The organism is Streptomyces platensis, assembly GCF_008704855.1.
Taxonomy (GTDB): domain Bacteria; phylum Actinomycetota; class Actinomycetes; order Streptomycetales; family Streptomycetaceae; genus Streptomyces; species Streptomyces platensis.
Genome location: NZ_CP023691.1, coordinates 7,892,312 through 7,913,197 on the forward strand (window position 1 = coordinate 7,892,312; position 20,886 = coordinate 7,913,197).

Annotated in this window: 19 protein-coding genes and 1 pseudogene; 9 read left to right on the forward strand and 11 right to left on the reverse strand. The window is 71.5% G+C overall.

Annotation, left to right across the window (positions count from 1 at the left end):
* Positions 1 to 20 precede the first annotated feature (20 nt).
* Genes CP981_RS34825 through CP981_RS34840 form a run of 4 tightly spaced genes read right to left on the reverse strand, consistent with a single transcriptional unit; the run spans position 21 to position 4,531 of the window.
* A complete protein-coding gene (locus tag CP981_RS34825) occupies positions 21 to 1,412 on the reverse strand; it encodes a GH1 family beta-glucosidase (RefSeq protein WP_085922211.1) in 1,392 nt (463 codons plus the stop codon).
* A complete protein-coding gene (locus tag CP981_RS34830) occupies positions 1,409 to 2,302 on the reverse strand; it encodes a carbohydrate ABC transporter permease (RefSeq protein ID WP_085922210.1) in 894 nt (297 codons plus the stop codon). Before CP981_RS34830 ends, CP981_RS34825 begins: the two co-directional genes overlap by 4 nt.
* Complete coding sequence (locus CP981_RS34835; RefSeq protein WP_085922209.1) at positions 2,295 to 3,218, reverse strand: carbohydrate ABC transporter permease; 924 nt, start codon at positions 3,216 to 3,218, stop codon at positions 2,295 to 2,297. The genes CP981_RS34830 and CP981_RS34835 overlap by 8 nt, the downstream gene beginning before the upstream one ends.
* Positions 3,215 to 4,531, reverse strand: coding sequence for an ABC transporter substrate-binding protein (locus CP981_RS34840; protein ID WP_085922208.1), 1,317 nt, complete (start codon positions 4,529 to 4,531; stop codon positions 3,215 to 3,217). Before CP981_RS34840 ends, CP981_RS34835 begins: the two co-directional genes overlap by 4 nt.
* Positions 4,532 to 4,683: 152 nt before the next feature.
* Here CP981_RS34840 and CP981_RS34845 point away from each other — a divergent pair, with 152 nt between their 5' ends.
* Positions 4,684 to 6,012 (forward strand): ROK family transcriptional regulator, encoded by a 1,329-nt coding sequence (locus CP981_RS34845; protein ID WP_085922207.1) that lies wholly within the window; start codon positions 4,684 to 4,686, stop codon positions 6,010 to 6,012.
* 117 nt (positions 6,013 to 6,129) lie between these two features.
* Here CP981_RS34845 and CP981_RS34850 read toward each other — a convergent pair whose 3' ends face one another.
* Both CP981_RS34850 and CP981_RS34855 read right to left on the reverse strand, forming a co-directional pair.
* A complete protein-coding gene (locus CP981_RS34850) occupies positions 6,130 to 7,827 on the reverse strand; it encodes an amidohydrolase (RefSeq protein ID WP_085922206.1) in 1,698 nt (565 codons plus the stop codon).
* Positions 7,828 to 7,910: 83 nt separating this feature from the next.
* On the reverse strand, positions 7,911 to 9,437 hold the full coding sequence (locus tag CP981_RS34855; RefSeq protein ID WP_244329932.1) for an APC family permease: 1,527 nt from the start codon (positions 9,435 to 9,437) through the stop codon (positions 7,911 to 7,913).
* A gap of 293 nt (positions 9,438 to 9,730) precedes the next feature.
* Here CP981_RS34855 and CP981_RS34860 point away from each other — a divergent pair, with 293 nt between their 5' ends.
* Positions 9,731 to 10,435, forward strand: a complete 705-nt coding sequence (locus tag CP981_RS34860; RefSeq protein WP_085922205.1) for a TetR/AcrR family transcriptional regulator — start codon at positions 9,731 to 9,733, stop codon at positions 10,433 to 10,435.
* A 102-nt stretch (positions 10,436 to 10,537) separates the two neighbouring features.
* A complete protein-coding gene (locus tag CP981_RS34865) occupies positions 10,538 to 11,836 on the forward strand; it encodes a PP2C family protein-serine/threonine phosphatase (RefSeq protein WP_085922204.1) in 1,299 nt (432 codons plus the stop codon).
* Between the two features lie 80 nt (positions 11,837 to 11,916).
* Here the strand turns inward: CP981_RS34865 and CP981_RS39025 are convergent.
* Positions 11,917 to 12,322, reverse strand: a pseudogene (locus CP981_RS39025) (SulP family inorganic anion transporter); the annotation flags it as partial.
* A gap of 370 nt (positions 12,323 to 12,692) precedes the next feature.
* Between CP981_RS39025 and CP981_RS34875 the strand changes: the two are divergent.
* From CP981_RS34875 to CP981_RS34885, 3 genes are all read left to right on the forward strand, one after another.
* A complete protein-coding gene (locus CP981_RS34875; RefSeq protein ID WP_085922203.1) occupies positions 12,693 to 12,944 on the forward strand; it encodes a DUF6400 family protein in 252 nt (83 codons plus the stop codon).
* A 2-nt stretch (positions 12,945 to 12,946) separates the two neighbouring features.
* Positions 12,947 to 13,177, forward strand: a complete 231-nt coding sequence (locus tag CP981_RS34880) for a hypothetical protein (protein ID WP_085922202.1) — start codon at positions 12,947 to 12,949, stop codon at positions 13,175 to 13,177.
* Between the two features lie 198 nt (positions 13,178 to 13,375).
* Positions 13,376 to 14,293, forward strand: a complete 918-nt coding sequence (locus CP981_RS34885; RefSeq protein WP_085922438.1) for an SCO6745 family protein — start codon at positions 13,376 to 13,378, stop codon at positions 14,291 to 14,293.
* On the opposite strand, the gene CP981_RS34890 is transcribed toward CP981_RS34885, so the two are convergent.
* The gene (locus tag CP981_RS34890; RefSeq protein WP_085922201.1) at positions 14,290 to 15,156 is read right to left on the reverse strand and encodes an SCO4651 family lipoprotein; all 867 of its coding nucleotides are present in this window, start codon (positions 15,154 to 15,156) and stop codon (positions 14,290 to 14,292) included. The two genes, CP981_RS34885 and CP981_RS34890, sit on opposite strands and share 4 nt — an antisense overlap.
* Before the next feature lie 238 nt (positions 15,157 to 15,394).
* On the opposite strand from CP981_RS34890, the gene CP981_RS34895 reads away from it, so the two are divergent.
* Positions 15,395 to 16,255 carry a hypothetical protein gene (locus tag CP981_RS34895; protein ID WP_244329934.1) on the forward strand — a complete coding sequence of 287 codons (861 nt, stop codon included), beginning with the start codon at positions 15,395 to 15,397 and terminating at the stop codon, positions 16,253 to 16,255.
* A gap of 408 nt (positions 16,256 to 16,663) precedes the next feature.
* Here CP981_RS34895 and CP981_RS34900 read toward each other — a convergent pair whose 3' ends face one another.
* From CP981_RS34900 to CP981_RS34910, 3 genes are all read right to left on the reverse strand, one after another.
* Positions 16,664 to 17,197, reverse strand: coding sequence for a hypothetical protein (locus CP981_RS34900; RefSeq protein ID WP_208853024.1), 534 nt, complete (start codon positions 17,195 to 17,197; stop codon positions 16,664 to 16,666).
* Positions 17,198 to 17,206: 9 nt separating this feature from the next.
* A complete protein-coding gene (locus CP981_RS34905; protein ID WP_085922199.1) occupies positions 17,207 to 18,079 on the reverse strand; it encodes an undecaprenyl-diphosphate phosphatase in 873 nt (290 codons plus the stop codon).
* Positions 18,080 to 18,274: 195 nt separating this feature from the next.
* The gene (locus CP981_RS34910; RefSeq protein ID WP_085922198.1) at positions 18,275 to 18,976 is read right to left on the reverse strand and encodes a TVP38/TMEM64 family protein; all 702 of its coding nucleotides are present in this window, start codon (positions 18,974 to 18,976) and stop codon (positions 18,275 to 18,277) included.
* Between the two features lie 386 nt (positions 18,977 to 19,362).
* On the opposite strand from CP981_RS34910, the gene CP981_RS34915 reads away from it, so the two are divergent.
* Positions 19,363 to 19,551 (forward strand): hypothetical protein, encoded by a 189-nt coding sequence (locus CP981_RS34915; RefSeq protein WP_085922197.1) that lies wholly within the window; start codon positions 19,363 to 19,365, stop codon positions 19,549 to 19,551.
* A gap of 109 nt (positions 19,552 to 19,660) precedes the next feature.
* Positions 19,661 to 20,833: an elongation factor Tu gene (tuf, locus tag CP981_RS34920; protein WP_085922196.1), complete on the forward strand. Its 1,173-nt coding sequence runs from the start codon at positions 19,661 to 19,663 to the stop codon at positions 20,831 to 20,833.
* Positions 20,834 to 20,886: the final 53 nt, after the last annotated feature.

Here is a 20,886-nt window from a genome sequence, read left to right on the forward strand (position 1 = left end):
GGTCCGCCGGGAAGGGGGGCTCAGGAGGTGCCCGGGGTGCCGCGGCGCGCATGGCCGCGGATCAGCCCGGCGTAGTGCCGGCCGCTGTCCTTGAGGGTGCGGACCTGGGTCGCCCGGTCGACATGGAACAGGCCGAAGCGCTTGTCGTAGCCGTAGGCCCATTCGAAGTTGTCCATCAGTGACCAGGCGAAATATCCGGCGAGCGGGGCACCCTTACGGGCCGCGCGGGCGCAGGCCGCCACATGCCGGTGCAGATAGTCGGTGCGCTCGGGGTCGGCGACGGTGCCGTCGGGGCGGATTACGTCCGGGTAGGCGGAGCCGTTCTCGGTGACATGGAGCGTGCGTGCCCCGTATTCGTGCGTCAGCCGCAGCAGCAGGGTCTCGATGCCGTCCGCGTCGATTTCCCAGTCCATGCCCGTACGGGGGACCTGCGGCCGGCGCACCGGGCGGGCGAACGGGGGCGGGCCGTCCGGATCGGCGGCGACCACGGCCGGGGAGTAGTAGTTCAGCCCCAGCCAGTCCAGCGGCTGGGCGAGGGTCTCCGGGTCACCGGCGCGTTCCGGCAGCGGCACGCCGTACACCTCGCGCATGTCGTCGGGGAAGCCGCGGCCGTGCACCGGATCGAGCCACCAGCGGTTGGTGTGCCCGTCCATCCGCCGGGCCGCCGCGGCATCCGCCTCGGACCCGCTGGCGGGCTCGACCGTGCTGAGGTTGTTGACGAGGCCGACCCGGGCGTCCGGCGCCGCGGACCGGATCGCCTGGACGGCCAGACCGTGCCCGAGCAGCAGGTGGTACGAGGCGCGGACCGCGGCGGTGAGATCCGTGTGGCCGGGCGCCATCCGGCCTTCGAGATGGCCGATCCAGGCCGAGCACAGCGGCTCGTTGAGCGTGGCCCAGTGGGAGACGCGGTCGCCGAGCTTCCCGGCGACCACGGCGGCATAGGCCGCGAAGTGCTCGGCGGTCTCCCGCACGGGCCAGCCGCCGCGGTCCTGGAGGGCCTGCGGCAGATCCCAGTGGTAGAGGGTGACGAAGGGGGCGATGCCCGCTTCGAGGAGCCCGTCGACCAGCCGGTCGTAGAAGGCCAGGCCCGCGGCGTTGACGGGGCCGTCCCCTTCCGGCCGGATGCGCGGCCAGGCGATCGAGAACCGGTAGCCGCCGACGCCCAGTTGACGCATCAGGCCGATGTCCGCGCGCCAGCGGTGGTAGTGGTCGCAGGCCCGGTCGCCGGTGTCGCCGTTGTCGATCATGCCCGGGGTGTGGGCATAGGTGTCCCAGATGGACGGGCCGCGGCCGTCCTCGGCGACCGCTCCCTCGATTTGGTACGCCGACGTGGCCACGCCCCAGGTGAAGTCGTCCGGCAGGGCGGCGAAGTCGATCGGGTCGCTCACGGAGGTCCTTTCGACAGGGGTCATTTGACGGCTCCGGCGGTGAGCCCGGCCACCAGATTGCGCTGGAGCAGCAGGAATCCGGCGACCACCGGGACGCTGACGACCAGGGAAGCGGCCATCACCTGGTTCCAGTACACGTCGTTCTGGGTGGCGTAGCCCTGGAGGCCGACCGAGAGGGTGCGGGTGGTGTCGTTGGTCATGACGGAGGCGAAGAGCACCTCGCCCCACGCGGTCATGAAGGCGTACACGGCGACCGCGATGATCCCCGGCAGCGCGGCCGGCACCACGACGCGGAAGAGCGCACCGAGCGGACCGCAGCCGTCCACGTACGCGGCCTCGTCCAGCTCGCGGGGCACCGAGGCGAAGTAGCCGGTCAGCATCCAGATGGAGAACGGCAGCGAGAACGTCAGATAGGTCAGTACCAGCCCGCCGCGGGAGCCGTAGAGGGCGACACCGGTGGTGTTCCCGATGTTGACGTAGAGCAGGAAGAGCGGCAGCAGGAAGAGGATGCCCGGGAACATCTGCGTGGACAGCACCGTGACGGTGAAGATCCGCTTCCCGCGGAAGTGGTAGCGGCTCACCGCGTAGGCGGCGAAGACCGCGACGAGCACCGAGCAGACGGTGGCCGAGCCGGCCACGATCAGCGAGTTGAGGAAGTACCGGGCCAGCGGCACCGTGTGCCAGATGTCGAGGTAGGGACGGACGGTCAGCTCGCTCGGCAGCCAGCGGAAGGCGCCCGAGACGTCCTCCAGGGGCTTGAGCGAGCTGCTGAGCATCACATACACGGGAAGCAGGACGAAGCCGGTCAGTGCGGTGAGGAAGATCCGTCGGGTCCAGCGGAAGGTGCGGGGCGGAGCGGTGGGGGAGCGCCTGCGGCGGCCGGGGCGGGACGCGCGGGCAACGGGGCTAGACATCGGCGGACTTCCTTCCGCGCGAGGTGGCAAGGAGGTAGCCGGCCGTCACCACCAGCAGGAAGAGCAGCAGGAGCACGGACATGGCCGAGCCGGTACCGAAGTTCCAGGTGACGAAGGAGGACTGGTAGATGTGGATGGAGAGCAGGTCAGCGGCCTCCGGGGCGGCCTTGCCGAACAGCACATACGGCGTGTTGAAGTCGTTGAAGCTCCACAGGAAGAGCACCAGCAGCAGCACCTGGTTGATGGGTCGTAAGGACGGCAGGGTGATCCGCCGGATCTGCCGGACGATGCCCGCGCCGTCGAGCGCCGCCGCCTCGTAGAGGTCCTTCGGAATGCTCTGGAGCGCGGCCATCACCACCAGGAACGCGAACGGCCAGGTCTTCCATACGGAGACCACGAGCAGCGCGACGAAGCTGTTGTCGCCGAGCAGCCAGAAGGGCCGGTCGCCGGTCAGCCCCAGTTGATCGTGCAGTACGTGATTGACCAGGCCGTTGTCCCGCTGGAAGAGGAAGGCCCAGGTGATGACCGCGGCGTAGACCGGCAGGGCGTACGGCGTGAGGAAGAGGGCCCGCAGCAGGCCGCGGCCCCGGAAGTTCTCCTGAAGGAAGATCGCGGCCGCGGTGCCGAGGACCCAGCACAGGCCCACCGTCAGCACGCTGAACGCGCAGGTGACGGCGAACGAGTGCAGCAGTGTGGCGCCGGCCGGGGCGTCGAAGTCCACGGTGACGCGGTAGTTGCCCAGCGCCTTCCAGGGGGCCGCGCCCCAGTGGGCGATCTGGAGCTGGGTCAGTTCCTTGAAGCTCATCACGATGCCGATGACCATCGGGACGAGGTGGACCAGCAGCTCCAGGAGCAGCGCGGGAAGCAGCAGGAGATACGGCAGGCCGACGCGGCGCAGCCGGGTGCGGCCCCTCATTGCGCCATCTGCTGCTGGGCCTTGGCCAGCCGCGCCTTGACCGAGGCGGTGGTCACCGGGTGGCCGGCGGCCGCGTCGGCGAACAGGTCCTTGATGGCGGTGCCGACGGACGTCTCGAACTGGGACTCCCCGGCGATCTGGGGCAGCGGCGCGGCGCTCCTGGTGAGCGTTTCGCGCAGCACCTTGGTGTCCTTGCGGCTGAAGGCCGGGTCCCGCTGGGCGGCCTTGACGGGCGGGATGGAGCCGTAGGCCTTGTTGAGCAGCCGCTGTTCGGTGTCGCTCGTCATGAACCGCACGAACTTCTGCGCGCCCCGGAGATTGCGGGTGTTCTTGAAGACGGCGATATTGATGCCCGCGAGCATGGAGTTGATCTGCCGGCCGGTGCCGGGTGTGCCGGACGGGACGGGGACCGGCGCGACGCCCCAGTCGCCGGGCTGCATTCCGTCGGCGCTGAAGGTGGTGGCCGCGGCCTGCCACAGCACCATCGCGGTCCGGCCGGTGGCGAAGTCCCTGAGCGACTGGTTCTGCCCGTACTCCGCGTTGCCCGGGGCGATGATCTTGTCCTTGGCCATGAAGTCGATGTACTGCTTGACCGCCGCGACCGCGCCGTCCGAGGTGAAGGTGGGTCGCCCGGCGGAGTCGAAGAAGTCCGCGCCGTGCTGCTTGCCGAGGGCGAAGGCCTGGTGGATGTTGTTGGTCAGCTGACCGCCCTCGGCACCCAGGCCCCACTTGCCGTCCCTGGAGATCCGCTTGCCGTCCGCGACCAACTCGTCCCAGGTGGCCGGGGGTTTGCTGATCCCCGCCTCCTGGAACATCCGCTTGTTGTAGTAGAGCGCGTAGGCCAGCGAGTACAGCGGCACCGCGGCCGGGTCCTTGCCCGCCGCGCCCGTCGCCTCCAGGGCCGGCGCCAGGAACCGGTCGCGTCCGCCGATCGCCGCGAAGTTCTTCCGGTCCCAGGAGAGCAGCGCACCGGTGGCCTGGAGTGAAGCGGACCAGGTGTTGCCGATGTTGAGCACATCGGGGCCCTGGCCGGACGTGGTGGCGGCCAGGATCCGGTTGAGCAGCTCGGGCCAGGGGATGACCTCCAGCTCGACCTTGATCCCGGTCCGCTGCTCGAACTTCTTCAGCTCGGGTCCGAGGATCTTCTTGTCCGCCTCGACGTTCGGCCCCTGATTGGACGCCCAATACGTCAGCGACGTGGGGGAGTCGTCACTGCCACCACCGCCGAAGCCCGACCCGCCGCCGCAGCCGGCCGCCACGGCGGCGAGTGCGGTAACGGTGGCGGTGACGGTCGCGGCTCGGAGTATGCGCATGACGGATACGCCTCTCTCTGAGGAGTCCGAAGGCCGGCCATGTTCCGTTCCTGAACAGCCTCATGGCTTAACTTAGGGTGTGAGTTAAAGCCCGGGGGAAGGGCGCGTCAAGAGAGCGAAAACCGGCACCGGCCGGCCGGGAGGGGAACCAGATGGCCGAACGCACCCAACGCACCGTGCGTGACCTGCGCAGGGCCAATCGCACCGCGGTGCTGCAACGGCTGTATGCCGACGGTCCGATGAGCCGGCAGGAACTCGGACCCGCAACGGGCCTCAGTTCAGGCTCCGTCAGCAATGTGGTCGCCGAACTCACCGAGGACGGACTGCTGGAGGAGGCCGGTGTGGTCGGGTCCGACGGCGGGCGGCCCCGCACCCTGCTACGGGTCGCCCCGGGGAGCGGCTGTCTGATCGGGGTGGACGTGGGCGAGACCCGGGTCAGGGTCGAGCTCTTCGATCTCGCGATGGGCGAACTGGCCCGCGCGGAGCTCCCGTTGCGGCATCACGGCTACGACGTGGACCTGGTCGTCCGCCATGTCGCCGACGGCATCGCGAGCGTGCTGCGGGAGAGCGGGGCGTCGCCCGCCCGGCTGCTCGGTGTCGGCGTCGGCGTCCCCGGCATCCTCGACCGGAGCCGGTCCGGCGGCGCGGTCGTGCACGGTCAGACCATCGGCTGGGACGCCGTCCCGCTGGAGGAGCTGCTGCACCGCAGCGTCGAACTCCCGCCCGGTGTGGGCTTCTTCCTCAGCAACGGCGCCAAGGCCCTCGGGCAGGCCGAGATGTGGTTCGGCGGCGGCCGCGGCGCCCGGAACGCGGCCATCGTGCTCTTCGGCTCCGGCGTCGGCGCCTGTCTCGTCACCGACGGCGTCATCGACGGCGGAGCACGCGACAGCGCCGGGGAATGGGGTCATCTGACGGTCAGCGTCCGCGGCCGGCGGTGCCGCTGCGGCGCCCGCGGCTGTCTGGAGGCGTACACCGGATCCGAGGCGCTACTGGAGCGCTGGCAGGAAGCGGGCGGCCAACCGCCCGCGGACGCCGACGAGGAGACGGCGCTCGCGGCCCTGGTCGCCGCCGCCCACCCACCGGAGGGCGGTCCGGCCGCCGACCCGGTCGCGCGCGCCGTCCTGGACGAGACCGCGGAGTACCTCGGCGCGGGCATCTCCGACCTGATCAACCTCTTCAGCCCCGAACGGGTCCTCATCGGCGGCTGGGCCGGCCTCCAGCTCGGCCCGCACCTCCTCCCGGCCGTCCGCGCCCATGCCACCGCCTACGCGCTGGCGCACCCCGCCGGCCGGGTCACCATCGGCCTCGGCACCCTCGGCCCCGACGCCGTCACGGTCGGCGCGGCGACCCTGCCGCTGGCGGACTTCTTCGCCAACGGGGGCCGGCGACGCGCCGCCCCGTCCGCCGAACCGGGGGAGCGGGTGACGGTTCCGGGGTGGCGGACGGCACTGGAGGCACGGGCACGGGCGGGGCGTGGCTGACGCGCCCGGCGGTGCGGCGCCCCGGCCCGTCCCCGAGCCTGCGGAAGGGGGAGGGCCGGGCCCGTCGGACGCGGTCCTGCCTTACGCGCCGACGGGCGAGCCCGCTATGCGTCGCCCTCAGGCGTCATCGGCCGCGTACACCCGCTCTCCCCCGACGAAGGTCTGCAGCACCCGGGTCGAGGCGATGTCCTCGTCGGCGCCGTCGAACGGGTCGCGGTCGAGCACCACCAGGTCGGCGAGCTTCCCCGGCTGGATGGTGCCGGTCTCGTCGAGGTGGTTGGCGTAGGCGCTGCCGGCCGTGTACGCGGCGAGCGCCGCACCCAGGTCGATGCGCTGCTCGGGCAGGAAGACCGGCGCCGACGGCGGGTCCTCCGGCGCACGGCGGTTGACCGCGACATGCAGTGCGGCGATCGGGTCGGGGGAGCTGACCGGCCAGTCGCTGCCCGCCGCCAGGGTGGCGCCCGACCGCAGCAGATCACCGAACGGGTACTGCCAGGCGGCGCGCTCGGACCCCAGGAAGGGGATGGTCAGCTCGTCCATCTGCGGCTCGTGGGCCGCCCACAGCGCCTGGATGTTCGCGGTCGCCCCGAGCCGGCGGAAGCGCGGAATGTCCTCGGGGTGCACGACCTGGAGGTGGGCCAGGTGCGGCCGGGTGTCGCGCAGCCCGTTCGTCCGCCGGGCCGCCTCGACGGCGTCCAGCGCCTCGCGCACGGCCCGGTCACCCAGGGCGTGGAAGTGCACCTGGAAGCCTTCCGCGTCCAGCTGGGTGACGTAGCTCCGCAGCGCCTCGGGGTCGATGAAGGAGATGCCGCTGTTGTCGGAGGCACAGCCGCATGCGGTGAGGTAGGGGGTGAGCATGGCGGCCGTGTGGTTCTCGGCGATGCCGTCCTGCATGATCTTGACACTGGTCGCCCGCAGCCGACCCGCCGTCAACTCGGCGCGCCGCGCGATGAGTTCGGGGATCTGCTCCGCCCCGCGGGCCCGGTCCCACCACAGCGCCCCGGTCACCCGTGCGGTGAGCTTCCCGTCGCGCCGGGCGGCCACATAGGCGGGGGTGGCGTCGGGCATACCCGGGGCGTAGCCCAGCATCGCGTCCTGCCATGCGGTGACGCCGTACGCGTGGAGGAGGCGCTGGGCGCGGAGCAGGCCCTCGGTCTGCTCGGCGAGCGTCGGTTCCGGGATCAGGTCGGCCACCAGCTGCATGGCGCCTTCCTGGAGCATGCCGGTCGGCCGGCCGTCGGCGTCCCGCTCGATCCGCCCGTCGGCCGGGTCCGGCGTACGGTCGGTGAGCCCGGCCCGCTCCAGGGCACAGGAGTTGGCCCAGCCGCCGTGGTGGTCGCGATTGACCAGGAACACCGGGCGGTCGGGGACCAGCGCGTCCAGGAACTCGCGGGTCGGTGTGCCGCCGGGGAACGCCTCCATGGACCAGCCGCCGCCGGTGATCCAGGCGACCTCCGGATGCGCCGCCGCGTACGCGCTGATCAGTTCCCGGTACGCGTCGGCCGTGACCGCCGCGCTCAGATCGCACAGCGCCAACTCCCGCCCGCCGCCGACCGGATGGACATGCGCGTCCTGGAAACCGGGGATCAGCAGCTTGCCGTGCAGATCGACGATCTCCGTGGCGGGCCCGATCAGCGGGCGGACCTCCTCCTCGTGTCCGACGGCGAGGATGCGGTCGCCGCGCACCGCCACGGTGCTCGCCCGCGTGCGCGCGGAGTCGACGGTGTGCACGGGACCGGAGAGGAAGACGAGGTCCGCGGGGCCGCCGGCGGCGGAGTCGGGGGTGCGGGCGTCCGGGGTGGTGCTGAGGTCCATGGGGTGGCTGCTCCAGTGGTGTGGGGAGTGGGGTGGATGCAAGGGCTCGGTGGGATGGGGCGAAGGGATCGGATCGGGCGTGGTCAGCCCTCCACGGGGTTCGGGAGCGGGCCGCCGTCCCCGTCCATCGGCAGGGTGATCGCATCGGCGTCCGTGCCCTGGCCGGTGCGGAAGTACGGGGCGCGGCGTACCCACTTGGCCCAGGCGGCGGTCGCCAGACCGGCCAGGATGAACAGGACCGGGAGCAGCAGCATGAACCAGCCGTTGTCCGGGCTCAGTTCGAAGTGGTCGCTCATGGTGGCGTAGTCCCAGACGAGGTACAGGCCGAGCCCGAACAGGGTCAGCGCGCTCACCGCCGGAACGACCACGTCCCGGAGCGCGCGCACGACTCCGGCGCGCAGGCTGTCCCGGAAGCGCACCGCACAGGCGAGCGCGGTGAGTCCGTAGTAGAGGGCCACGGTCAGACCGATCGAGTTGACGGCCGTCAGGATCATGTCGTTGAGCTTGGGGATGCCGACCGCGAGCACGGCGAGCAGTGCGGCGATCGCCATGATCAGCAGGGTGCCCACGGCGGGGGAGCCGTAGCGCGGGTGCACACGCTGCCACACCGGGCCCAGCGTCCGGTCGCGGGCCATGGCCAGCGTGCCGCGGGCGGTGGGGATGACGCTCGACTGGAGCGAGGCGAAGGCGGAGCACATCAGGGCGGCCAGGGGCAGCGAGGCCCAGGGCTCCGGGGCCAGGGCGCCGCCGAGGAAGGTGAGCGCCTGCGGTCCGTTGTGCAGGAGTTCCCCGGTGCTCATCACCCGCTGGAACGCGAGCGCGCCGATGAGGAACAGACCCATCATCACCACCAGCGCGATCAGTCCGCCGCGGGCCGCGTCGGAGGAGTTGCGGGTCTCCTCGTTGACGCTGAACGCGGCGTCCCAGCCCCAGTAGAAGAACACCGCCAGCACCATCCCCTGGGCCACGGCTTGCAGTGAGCCGATCTCGAAGGGGTTGAGCCAGGACAGCGAGAACGGCTGGTCGCCGATGACCAGCGCATAGCCGCAGAAGATCAGCAGGACCGCGTACTCGAAGATCAGCAGCCCCATCTGGAGCCGGGTCGCGGCCCGCACGCCCGTGATGGCGGTGATGGTGACGACGACCAGCGCGAGCAGGCCCACGGCGGTGCTGATGCCGGTCGAGGCCGGGTCCAGCCGGAGCCCCCACACGCTGTACAGGCCCAGCTTGTTGAGGAACTGGAGCACGACCGAGCCGGTCACCGCCCCGGTGTACGCCATGAAGATCACGTTGCCGACCAGCACCACCCAGCCGGTCAGGAATCCGGGCCACGGGCCGATGGTCCGGCCCACCCAGGTGTAGCCGCTGCCGCAGTTCGGCTCGCTGCGGTTGAGCCGGGCGTACGAGAGGGCGATACCGAGGATGGGCACGAAGGCCAGCAGCAACAGAGCGGGCGTCTGCCGGCCGGCAGACGCGGCCAGGGTGCCCATTCCGATGCCGATGCTGGTGGTCGCGGCGGTGCTCGACGCGGCGATCGCCACCCCGTCCTTCACGCCCAGTGAGCGGCGCATGCTCGGTGGGCCGGGGTCCTGCTGCACTGCGGAAGGCATGGCACTCACTCCTTGGACGGGCGGGCCGGGCCGGTCTCGGCCGGACCTGGAGGAACGGGGAGGTGCGGGCGGGGTGTGGCGGAGCAGGGCGGCGCGGGCCGGGCCCGGGATCGGGGCCGGGCCGCGTCGTACGGAAGGGGGTGGTGCGGGATGTGGCACCGCGGTGGTCCGTGTATGTCCGCCGATGAAACAGGCCGTTGATTCTTGTGTCAACGGTGTTGACGTAACCTGGTGATTAACTGGCTCCGAGAACGGACCGGGGGCCGGGGCGGAGCGAAGCGGAGGGGTACGGCGTGGCGGAGAGCGAGCGCGTCCCGGTCGAGCGCAAGCGGCGCCGGCCGACCAGCTCAGGCGTGGTCCTGTCGGCCGACCTCATCATCGACGCGGCATGTGAACTCATCGACGCCCAGGGGGCGCAGGCCTTCACCGTGCGCAAACTCGGCGCGGCGCTGGGAGCCGATCCCTCCGCCGTCTACCGCTACTTCCGCAACACCGAGGATCTGCTGCTGGCGCTGGCCGACCGGCTCATCGGCGAGTCCATGGCCGACTTCGTCCCCGGCGGCGACTGGGCCGCCGATCTGCGCGACCTCGCACTGCGGGCGTACCGTTCCGCGCTCCGGCACCCGCAGATCGCGGTGTTCAGCACCGTGCGGGTCACCGGCCGGCCTCATGAGCAGCGCGCCGTCGACACGGGCATCGGTCTGCTGCTCCAGGCCGGCTTCGACGACGCCACCGCCGTCCGGCACTACCACACCCTCGTGGACACCGCCCTCGGTCATGCGGCCGTGGACGCCGGCGTCCTGCGGCTGGCCCCCGCGCAGCGCGCGGCGGACGAGCAGGCCTGGCAGGACGGGTACGGCAACCTGCCCGCGGACGAGTACCCCAGCCTGCACCGCGTACGGGAGCAGCTGCTGCTCATGGGGGGCTCGGCCGTCGAGCCGACCCTCGATCTGCTCATCGCGGCCATACGGCAGGAGGCGGAGGAGCGGTCGCGGTGACGGGATGAGCCGGGCATTCCGCCCGCCCCGGTGCCACCATGAAGCATGCCCTTTGCATGGCCGAGGCAGCTCCGGGGACGACGGGAGCTGAGTCGTGTCCTGGTGCTGATCCCGGTCGGGATCATCGTGGCGGTCTGTACCATCGACGTCCTCGCGCCGCCCGACATCCATCTGGGGCCCCTGCTCGTCGCGGCTCCCGCGATCACCGCGACCTTCGCCGGTCCCCGTCTGACAGCGGCGATCGGTGTGCTGGCGGTGGCCGCCCAGGTGTTCATCGGCATCGCGCGCCATGTGCTCTTCACCGAGAACCTGGAGGCCCAGATCGCCTCGCTGGTGGTGGTCTCCGCACTGGTCGTGCTCCTCACCGTCGTCCGCGACCGCAACGAGCGCCGCCTCACCCGGAGCCGCTCGGTGGCCGCGGTCGCCCAGCAGGTCCTGCTCCGGCCGCTCCCCGCGCGCAGCGGCCTTTTGGAGATCGCCTCCCTGTATTTGGCGGCCGAGGAGGAGGCCGAGATGGGCGGTGACCTGTTCGCGGCCGCCCGCACCACCACCAGCACCCGGCTGATCATCGGCGACGTCCGGGGCAAAGGCCTGCCCGCTTACAGCCACGCCGCCCTCCTCCTCGGCGCCTTCCGCGCGGCCGCCCACCGCGAGGCCACCCTCCCCAGACTGGCCATCCACCTCGACGGCGCCGTCCGCTGGGACAGCAGCCAGTGGCGTTACGCGCCGGGGGGCGGGGGCGAAGGGGACGCGGGGGTTGCGGCCAGGGCGGACGGGGCGGACGGGGCGGCCGAGGCCGGGGCGGACGCGGTGGCCGACCCTGCGCCGGATGTGGTTGCCGACGCCGCTCCGGACGCGGTGGCCGACCCCGGGCCGGGCGCGGGTCCCGTCCTTGAGGCCGGCCCCGTACCCGCCGTTCCGGAGGCCGCGCCCGCCCCCGCCCCCGTCCCCGATACCGACCCCGACGAGACCTTCGCGACCGTGATCCTGCTGGACATCCCCGACCGCAGTCCCGTCGTGCACACCATCACCTGCGGCCACCCGCCCCCGCTGCTGCTGGCCGGCGGGCCGGTGCGCACCCTGGCGGCGGAGTGGCCCGCACTGCCGATCGGGCTCGGCGGCCTGCCAGGCGCCCCCGATTACGAGGTCGAGACCTTCCCCTTCGAGCCCGGAGAGCTGCTGCTGCTCTACACGGACGGGGTGAGCGAGGCCCGCGACGACAAGGGCACGTTCTACCCACTGGCCGAGCGCGCCGGCGCCTGGAGCGCCCTCAGTCCGCAGCAGGTGCTACAGCGGCTGCGCACGGACCTGCTGGCACATACGAACGGCCGCCTGGGCGATGACGCCGCCGCGGTCGCGGTACGACGCCTGCCGGGCCGGCCGTCGGGCCATGGAGGTTAAAGCGCCCGCTGGTGCTCTGACCGGAAAACCTCGCCCCCGGCCATCAAGCCGGCGGTCCTCTGCGGGGCAGGTGGCAATCGTCAGTGGCCGGCCGCCAGTTCGCCGCTGAGCTTGTCGTGAAGGTGAGCGCTCGGGTCGTTCAGGCCGGTGATCTCGACGGTCTTGCCGCGCTGGGCGTACTTCGTCTCGATCGCATCGAGGGGGCGACGGACGAGGCGTCCCAGACGTGGGCGGCGGAGAGGTCGATGATGACCTGACTTCGGTGAGGTGGGCGACGCGCTTGGCAAAGATGACCATGGCGGTGAGGGAGCCGACGACGACGCCGATGGCGAGGTGGTGGGTGGCGACCACGCAGGCGACAGTGATCACCGTGACGGCGATCTCCCCGGCAGGCATCCGCTTGAGGGTCTTGGGGGCGATGGAGTGCCCATCGAAGGTCGCGAACGACACCATGACCATCACTGCAGCCGCCGCGAGCATGGCAACGCTGAGCCCGGTCGCCGCCGTGCGTCGGGGCATGGATACCTCCTGGGAGAGGGATGGAGGCCCGAGCGTGGCCCGGTCGACGGGGCGCGTCAACAGGGCCGGTTGCTCCGACGCCCGGTCGGTAGCCGACGTGGTACGGATGAATTCCATCACGCCATGAATTCCCAAACATATCGGGCATACTGCAAGGAATATCCCACCCGAGATTCCGAATCGCCCCTATCTACCCCGCTTCGCCCCGTCACGCTCCGCCACCACCCTTCCCCTCTGGTGTCCCCCTGCTCAGGCCCGCCCCCTCTGACGCTTCCTCAGTGCCGCCCCACTTGATAGACACGTCCGAATCATCCGCAAGTGGCATGGGACGCGCACCATGAACGACCGCAACACCTCGGAACCCCGGATACCGGAATACCGGACCTTCGAGTTCGACCTCACCGCGCACGAAACGCAGCGGCGGACCGAGGTCCTCGCGGCGCTGGGTGATACCTGGGACCCGATCGCGGTGATGGAGGGCGAGGCGGACGCCTACCGGCTCCTCTACTCAGGTCTGGACGCGGAGCAGCAGGCCACCTATGACGCGCTGGTCGCCGCCGGGGTGCTGCCGGCCTCCGGTCAGGGCTGAGCATGCTGCCGCTCGACCCCACCGCCGATATCGGGCGCCGGGCCTGGGTCCCCTGCCCCGGCTGCCAGGACCACCGGGACTGCGGAACCTGCCTCGACGGCCGCACCTGCGCCGACCACTGGCGCTACCTCCTGTCGAACAAGGGCAGCGTGCTGCACCTCCAGTGCCCCAACTGCACCCACCTGTGGGCCTGGCAGTCGGGCTTCGGAGCCGGCGGCCGCACAGGCGGCTGACGGTGACGGCTGACGGCTGACGGCTGACGTCACGGCGATCGGCCGACGGTCGAGGCCCCGCCCGTCCCTCCTGCCGCTCCGCCTCTCGATGTCTCTCGACGCTCTCGATGCAGGTCGGGTGCGCCGACGGTGTCGGCGCAGGCGCTCTTCGCCCTCCGTGCGCTGCGGTCGGCGTCGGGCGGCGGTAGCGTGCGCTGCATGGAGCTGCAAGCACGATCGCTTTGGCTGTTGACCGAGCCGCTGCACGCTGTGTGCTACTTCGACGAGCGATGCCGTGACCTGGGCAAAGACCTCGGTCTCAAGGGTTTCTGGATGGGGTACTTCGCCGCGCGCACCGCGCCGTTGGGGGCCGTGGAACCTGCGGCGGCCACGGCCCTCCTCGGGGGCTTCGCCCCGGGGATGGTCGCCCGTGCGCTGCCCGCGGCCTGGAGCATCGTCAGCCCGGCGCATGTCCTCGACGAACGCGGCAGCCGAGCGGCGCAGGCCCTGCGCGCGATCGACCCCGAACTGGACCACGCGGCGGCCGAGCTGCTGCCTCCGCTTCAGGCGGTCGTGGACGACGCACCGGCCACGGCACGGCCGCTGTTCGCCGCCAACCGCGCGCTGTGCGACCACGCCGACCCGGTCGAGCGCTTGTGGCAACTGGCGACCACCGTCCGGGAGTTCAGAGGCGACGCCCACCACGCCGTGCTCGCCGACGAGGGGCTGGACGGGTGCGAGGCCCTGGTCCTGGCCGCCGCGTCCGGACGCGTCCCCAAGGACACCATGCGGGAGGACCGCGGCTGGACCGAGGAGGAGTGGGCCGCCGCGACGGACCGGCTGCGCTCCCGTGACCTCGTGGACGCACACGGCGACGCGACCGACCACGGCCGCCGGGAGCGCGAACGTATCGAGGAGGCCACCGACCGGTTGGCCGGCCGACTTTTGCGCGCACTGCCCGAGGCGGAGACCGAGGGGCTGCTGCACGGCCTGGAACCCGTGGTCCGCCGCATCCTGGCCGCTGATGTCCTCCCCTTCCCCAACCCGATCGGCCTGCCCCACCTCGACGAACCCGTACGCAGCTACACCGACGCCCAGGGCGTGTCCGCACCGTCCCGCCTGGCTCGCGACGCCTAGCCCAGCCGCCGGCTCGCCCCCTTGAGCTTCCCTTCCGGATCCACCGTGTCGGACGCGGGCGGCGCCTGGACCGTGACCGGCTTGTTGACGTCGAAGAACCGTATGGATATGTCCAACGGCCCCTGGGTCGTCCGCGCCCGCTGACGGAACTTCACCGTGCGATCGCCGGGACCGACCCAGAGGTCGAGCTTCAGCTCGCTCACGCCGAGCTCTTGGTACTGCTCGACGACCTTCGTGCGACGCTCGCCGGCCGACGGACTCTTGGCGGCCGGCTTCTTCGCCGCCTCCGCCACATCGACCACCCCGGCGTAATGCGTCGTCCGCACCCCGTCGACGGTCTCCTCGCCGACCTTCCTGACGTCCTCGGACCCGGGCAGCAACGAAGCCTGCGCCGCCGGGTCCTGGTCTGCCTGCCGCTGCATGCCCCCGAAGCCGCCGGCCCCCTGGTCCGTCAGGGCGAGCTTGAGCCAATGCTTGCCGCCCAGCACGGCAGCCGCTTGCCCGCCCCCGCCGACATACACCGCATCTCCCACGAGCCGCACCGAGAACTCGCCCTGCGGCAAGCCTCCGGACGCCGTCATCCGCATCTCGACGACGCGCGGGCGGAGGCTGAGCGATGCCCTGCCCTTGACGGCCCCCTGCCCGGGGACCTTGCCGGAGACGCGATACGACAGGGAGTTGAGCCCCGCGCCCTTGGTGACGGCCCGCTGCACCGCGGCGACCGTGGTGGCGTCGGGACGCGCCGACGCGCGGGAGCGGTCCCCGGCCGCGCCGCCGGCCGTGCACGCCGCCGTGCCGCCCAGCACGGCGCCGGTGAGGAGCACCCCGACGACGCGGGACGCGGCGCGGGAGCGATAAGCCATGGTCCCCCCATGAACACATGGAAATGCGAAGATGCGACTGATCGAGACAGTAGCTCACGGCACTGACAATCCGCGTTGCGTATTTTCGCGGGCCTCTGGCCAGGGCATATGACCCCGGACGGGGTACGGGGGCGATGCGCAGTCGCGCACCCGGGACGATTTTCATCTGGTGGTTCGATGGGTGCTTTGGGGTGCTTTGCTGAGCCAGATCGGGACACCTGCGCCCAAGAGGCGTTGAATGAGTATGGATCCTAGAGAGTTGTGGGACCGCAACGCCGTGCTGGCAGAAGCGTTTTGCCTGGGGGACGAGCGGGTGCGTGAGGCGCAGGCCAGGCTTGACGAGGCCCAGGCCGACCGGTCGCGGGTGCTGGCGGCATTCGCGGTGACGGTGGGGAGCACCGGCGCGGTGGCCGGGCTGTTCGGTTTGAACGAGCGGGAAGTGCGCATCGCCCGGCGCACAGTGGGCAAGGAGGACGCCCGCGCCGTCGCCGACGAACTGCTGGCGGCAGCCACGCCCGCCGCACCCCCGCGGGAGCCCGAGGAGGCCATCCCGGCGCCGGAGCCCGCGGCCGAATATCTCCACCAGAACCCGTCCGCCGGAGCGCGTCAGGCCGGCACCACCCGCGAGGCCACCGGCAGCGTGGGTGCCGCCGAGCAGACCTGGTCCCCGGCGATGGACGCGGTGCTCATCGGCAGTTGGCAGACCGGGGTGGATCTGCGCGAACTCGCCGCTGAATTCGGGCTCGACCTCACCCGCTTGGTCACCCGGGCCCAACAGCTCTCCGCCCAGGGGCGGTTCTATCCCGGCCCGGTGGAAACCCATGCGGGACGCCACCGGCGCGGCCCCGGCGATGTTCACGAGTCCGAATACTCCATCCCCGCCCAGCAGACCGCCGCCTGGAACGCCGCCCCCTCGGCGCACCCCATGGCGTCCGCATGGCACACCGGCACGATGCCGTCCGCGGACTCTGTCCCGGACATGGCAGCCCTGGCCTCCGAATGGGACAACGCGCTCGCCCCCTGGGGCACCCTCGCGCCCTCACACGAGGAGGCCGCACCGGCCCATCAGCCCTGGGCTCAGTACCACCTCAGTTCCTGATACCACCCCGGTTCTTGACGGAACCCGATGCGATGGCGATACGTACGTACCCTGCCTCGCAGACCGTCCCCGGCCTGGCCCGGGGCGATGCGTCCCCGCCCGGTTCCCCTGGTGCGGAGCCGTGGCAAGGACGACAAGAGAGCAGGCAACAGACCTGGTGGGCGCGGCGCGCGGGCAGGCGCGCCGGACGCCCAAGGGGGAGGACGGGAGGGGACGGCAGCGCCGGTGGCCGGCGCCACACGAGGCGCCGGGCGAGGGCGATCGCGGTGGACCGCGCCGGTTCATGGTGCGCAAGCAGCGCTACGACCCGGCGTCCGGCGTCCGGCGAGGGAATCGGGGGCGGCCGGATATATCGAACCGGGGGTTATGGCCGTGGACTTGCGTGGTGGCCGCCGACCGCGCGGCGTTTCACTCCGTCAGCAAAGGCGAGTAAGGCCGGCCCTCCGGCGTGAAGATGAGGACGAAGTCCTTACCGGCCCCGATGGCCACTTCCCGCAGGCGAGTCAAGGCCTCCGCCTCGGTGGGCAGATCGAGGTCAAGGGCCGCGGCGGCACGGTCCCGATGGGTCACCAGGTCCGGCATGTCGTCGAGGTAGTCGGCTGTGAGTTCCTGGCTCTCCTCCGGGGTGAATGTTCGGCAGTCGCGCCACCACGGGGCGACCAGCAGGAGCCGCAGGAGTTCGGGCAGACCGATCGCGAGGAGCGCCGCACCTCCTTCGGAGTCCGCGTACAGGACCGGACGTTCCTCGCCGCCCTCACCGCAGAAGAAGAAGGTGCCCCCGGCGCCGTCACCGGCGAACCCCTCCAGCGCGGCGCCCGAAGCGAGGTGGACCTCCTCGACATGGTCACCCCGGTCCAGCTCGAAATCCCCCGGCCAAGCGAGGAAATCGGCGGCGTCATCCTGTTCGCGGATGGCAGTGATCAAGGACTTCAGGTGTGGCATGGACCGGCCCTAGCCCGCCGCCTCCCCCGCATGCGGCGACAGCGTCCCCGCCGCGACCAGGGCGAACAGGGCTATGCCCAGGAGGATGCGGTAGATGACGAAGGGCATGAAGGACTTGTTGGAGATGAACTTCATGAACCAGGCGATCACCGCGTAGCCGACGACGAAGGCGATGATCGTGGCGAACACGGTGGGGCCCCAGGAGACATGGCCCTGGCCGGCGTCCTTGAGTTCGTAGACGCCGGAGGCCAGTACGGCGGGGATGGCGAGCAGGAAGGAGTAATGGGCCGCGGATTCACGGGTGTAGCCCATCAGCAGGCCGCCGCTGATCGTGGCGCCGGAGCGGGAGACGCCGGGGACGAGCGCCATGGCCTGGCAGACGCCGTACAGGAGGCCGTCCTTGACGCTGAGGTCGGTGAGGGTCTTGCGCTGCTTGATGGCGCGGTGCCGGCCGCCGGTCTCGTCGCGGGCGGCCAGCCGGTCGGCGATGCCGAGGACCACACCCATGACGATGAGGGTGGTGGCGATCAGCCGCAGATCGCGGAACGGGCCCTCGATGGCGTCCTTGAGCGTGATGCCCAGCACACCGATCGGGATGGAGCCGACGATCACCAGCCAGCCCATCTGGGCGTCGTGATCGTGCCGCAGCTCCCGGTTGAAGAGGGAGCGGGACCAGGTCGAGATGATCCGCCCGATGTCCTTGCGGAAGTAGATGATGACGGCCGCCTCGGTGCCGATCTGCGTGATGGCGGTGAACGCCGCACCGGGGTCCTGCCAGCCGGCGAACGCCGCGGTCAAACGGAGATGCGCGCTGGAGGAGATGGGCAGAAACTCGGTCAACCCTTGGACAAGTCCGAGGACGAAAGATTCAAACCAAGACATGGAAACTACGCTATCCAAGGGTGATCAAGCGCTGACCTGCGCGAGACGGGAGAAAGCGGACAGTGGCGACGGATGCGGATCACCGTCGACCCGGGCAGCGTAACGTCCGAAGATGTCCGGCCGGCCAAAGGGTCCTGGACTGCCGTGCCCGCCCCGCGGCGGCCGAGGTGAATTCCGTCGGCTGCGCTGCCGCGTTCAGCGCCCGCGCAGCGCCTTCCGTTTGCGCCACGCCACCGCCAGTGCGGCCAGACCGCTGACGGCGATGAAGCCCAGGGCCAGGAGGAAGACCGGCGAGGTGGGCGTCGCGGCACGCGCTCCGGCGACGGCGTACGCCGCGGTGTTCGGGATGCTGCCGAGTGCCGTCGCGAGCAGGAAGGGGAACCAGCGCATCCGGGAGACCGAGGCGCAGTAGTTCGTGGCGCAGAACGGCAGGCCGGGGAAGAGCCGGAGGGCCAGCATCGAGCGGAAGCCGTGCTCGCTCAACTGCCGGTCGGCGGCCGTCAGCCAGCGGGCGCGCAGCAGCGGACGCAGGGCGTCCTGGCCGAGAAGCCGGCCGAGCCCGAAGGCCAGACCGGCGCCCAGCACCGTCCCGGCGAGGGCGGCGGCCAGGCCGGCCTGGCCGCCGAAGAGGGCACCCGCCGCGAGGTTGAGGACCGGGCGCGGTACGAAGGCGGTGGTGCAGCCGCCGTACAGCAGCGCGAAGACCAGGAGGGCGGTCGGGCCGGACAGCCGGTCGGGCCAGCCGCCCGTGAGGAGGTGCTGCGGCTGCCAGAGCAGCATCGCGGTTGCGGCGCAGGCCAGCAGGGCCAGCAGCAGCCCCAGCCGGGCCCAGGGGGAGAACACCACACGCGTGCAGCGCGCGGCGAGGCCGTCGGGCGTTGCGGCGGGCGGGAACATTCCGGGAGCGTAACCGACAGGGGCGCCCAGGAGCCGTCACCGGGCCGTACGCCCCGTGAGCCGAGCGCATCGCCGTACCTGCCGCACTGGCCCGGCCGCACTGGCCCGGCCGTGCTGGCCCGGCCGTGCTGGCCCGGCCGTGCTGGCCCGGTCTTGGGAGGGCGGGGCATGGTCGAAGCCCGAGCGGCCCGTGTGCAGGGCAGCGCCAAGCCCAAGGCGGGGCCACATGCCGGGCAGCGCCAAGTCCTGGGCCGAGGCTCGCGCGGCGCCCAGCCCCGCGCGGCGTCAACTCCCGGGCAGGGCAGGCATCCGTACCTCCGCCGCCCCGCCGCCGCCCCCGGATAAATCGTTAGACGCCGGGTCGGCCGCCCGGCACCATATGACGCATGTTCCGGCACGCCTTCCTCGCGCTCCCGTCCGCAGTCGCGGACGCGCCGAAGGCTGCCGTCGACCTTCTCGCGGCCCTCGCCGCAGCGGACTTCGCACCCGCGGGTGCCGTCACGGTGGCAGCGGCCACCGCCGTCGCAGCAGCCGGCGTCCCGGCCGTCGCAGCGACCGACGGCGCACGAAGCTGACCCTCTCCGGATCGTCCGGCGGACCCCGCAGGGGGAGGGTCGGCCGGTCTCAGGGGTCCCCACGGCGCCAAGTCGCCGTTCTCACCGCACTGTTGCGAGGAAGAACACCATGCCCAAGACGGCATACGTGCGCACCAAGCCGCACCTGAACATCGGCACCATGGGCCACGTCGACCACGGCAAGACCACCCTGACCGCGGCCATCACCAAGGTCCTCAGCGACCGGGGGAGCGGGACGTTCGTGCCGTTCGACCGGATCGACCGGGCCCCGGAGGAGGCCGCCCGCGGCATCACCATCAACATCTCGCACGTCGAGTACGAGACCGGCACCCGGCACTATGCCCATGTCGACATGCCCGGCCACGCCGACTTCATCAAGAACATGGTGACCGGCGCGGCGCAGCTCGACGGCGCGATCCTGGTCGTCTCCGCGCTCGACGGGATCATGCCGCAGACCTCCGAGCATGTGCTGCTCGCCAGGCAAGTGGGCGTCCAGCACATCGTCGTGGCCCTCAACAAGGCCGACGCCGGCGACCCGGAGCTCACCGACCTGGTGGAGCTGGAGGTGCGCGAACTGCTGAGCGCGCAGGGCTACGACGGGGAGCATGTGCCCGTCGTCCGGGTCTCGGGGCTGCGCGCCCTGGAGGGCGACCCGCGCTGGACGCGGGCGATCGAGGCGCTGCTGGACGCCGTGGACACCTATGTCCCGATGCCCGAGCGGTATGTCGACGCGCCGTTCCTGCTGCCGGTGGAGAACGTGCTGACCATTACGGGGCGCGGCACGGTCGTCACCGGAGCCGTCGAGCGCGGCACGGTGCGGATCGGCGACCGGGTCGCGGTGCTCGGCGCGGAGACCGAGACGACGGTCACCGGGCTGGAGACGTTCGGCAAGCCCATGGAGTCGGCCGAGGCGGGTGACAATGTCGCGCTGCTGCTGCGCGGTCTGCACCGTGACCAGGTGCGCCGCGGGCATGTGGTCGCCGCGCCCGGCAGCGTCACCCCGCGGCGCCGTTTCACCGCCGAGGTGTATGTGCTCTCCACCGAGGAGGGCGGCCGCCGGACGCCGCTGTCCACCGGCTACCGGCCGCAGTTCTACATCCGTACCGCGGATGTGGTCGGCGACCTCGACCTCGGCGAGCGGGGCATCGCCCGCCCCGGCGAGACGGTGACGGCGTCGGTCGAATTGGGCCGGGACGTGCCGTTGGAGCGGGGGCTGGGCTTCGCCATCCGCGAAGGCGGCCGGACCGTCGGCGCGGGCACGGTACGCACCGTCGAGGAGTGAGACACCGCAGGTCAGGCTGCGCCCGGCGCCGTCCCGGTGCCGGGTGCAGCCGT

Bases quoted from the DNA above. Each gene is read 5' to 3' on its own strand.
- CP981_RS34825 (WP_085922211.1), bottom strand. From the start codon at position 1,412: ATGACCCCTGTCGAAAGGACCTCCGTGAGCGACCCGATCGACTTCGCC.
- CP981_RS34830 (WP_085922210.1), bottom strand. From the start codon at position 2,302: ATGTCTAGCCCCGTTGCCCGCGCGTCCCGCCCCGGCCGCCGCAGGCGC.
- CP981_RS34835 (WP_085922209.1), bottom strand. From the start codon at position 3,218: ATGAGGGGCCGCACCCGGCTGCGCCGCGTCGGCCTGCCGTATCTCCTG.
- CP981_RS34840 (WP_085922208.1), bottom strand. From the start codon at position 4,531: ATGCGCATACTCCGAGCCGCGACCGTCACCGCCACCGTTACCGCACTC.
- CP981_RS34845 (WP_085922207.1), top strand. From the start codon at position 4,684: ATGGCCGAACGCACCCAACGCACCGTGCGTGACCTGCGCAGGGCCAAT.
- CP981_RS34850 (WP_085922206.1), bottom strand. From the start codon at position 7,827: ATGGACCTCAGCACCACCCCGGACGCCCGCACCCCCGACTCCGCCGCC.
- CP981_RS34855 (WP_244329932.1), bottom strand. From the start codon at position 9,437: ATGCCTTCCGCAGTGCAGCAGGACCCCGGCCCACCGAGCATGCGCCGC.
- CP981_RS34875 (WP_085922203.1), top strand. From the start codon at position 12,693: ATGAACGACCGCAACACCTCGGAACCCCGGATACCGGAATACCGGACC.
- CP981_RS34880 (WP_085922202.1), top strand. From the start codon at position 12,947: ATGCTGCCGCTCGACCCCACCGCCGATATCGGGCGCCGGGCCTGGGTC.
- CP981_RS34885 (WP_085922438.1), top strand. From the start codon at position 13,376: ATGGAGCTGCAAGCACGATCGCTTTGGCTGTTGACCGAGCCGCTGCAC.
- CP981_RS34890 (WP_085922201.1), bottom strand. From the start codon at position 15,156: ATGGCTTATCGCTCCCGCGCCGCGTCCCGCGTCGTCGGGGTGCTCCTC.
- CP981_RS34895 (WP_244329934.1), top strand. From the start codon at position 15,395: ATGAGTATGGATCCTAGAGAGTTGTGGGACCGCAACGCCGTGCTGGCA.
- CP981_RS34900 (WP_208853024.1), bottom strand. From the start codon at position 17,197: ATGCCACACCTGAAGTCCTTGATCACTGCCATCCGCGAACAGGATGAC.
- CP981_RS34905 (WP_085922199.1), bottom strand. From the start codon at position 18,079: ATGTCTTGGTTTGAATCTTTCGTCCTCGGACTTGTCCAAGGGTTGACC.
- CP981_RS34910 (WP_085922198.1), bottom strand. From the start codon at position 18,976: ATGTTCCCGCCCGCCGCAACGCCCGACGGCCTCGCCGCGCGCTGCACG.
- CP981_RS34915 (WP_085922197.1), top strand. From the start codon at position 19,363: ATGTTCCGGCACGCCTTCCTCGCGCTCCCGTCCGCAGTCGCGGACGCG.
- tuf (WP_085922196.1), top strand. From the start codon at position 19,661: ATGCCCAAGACGGCATACGTGCGCACCAAGCCGCACCTGAACATCGGC.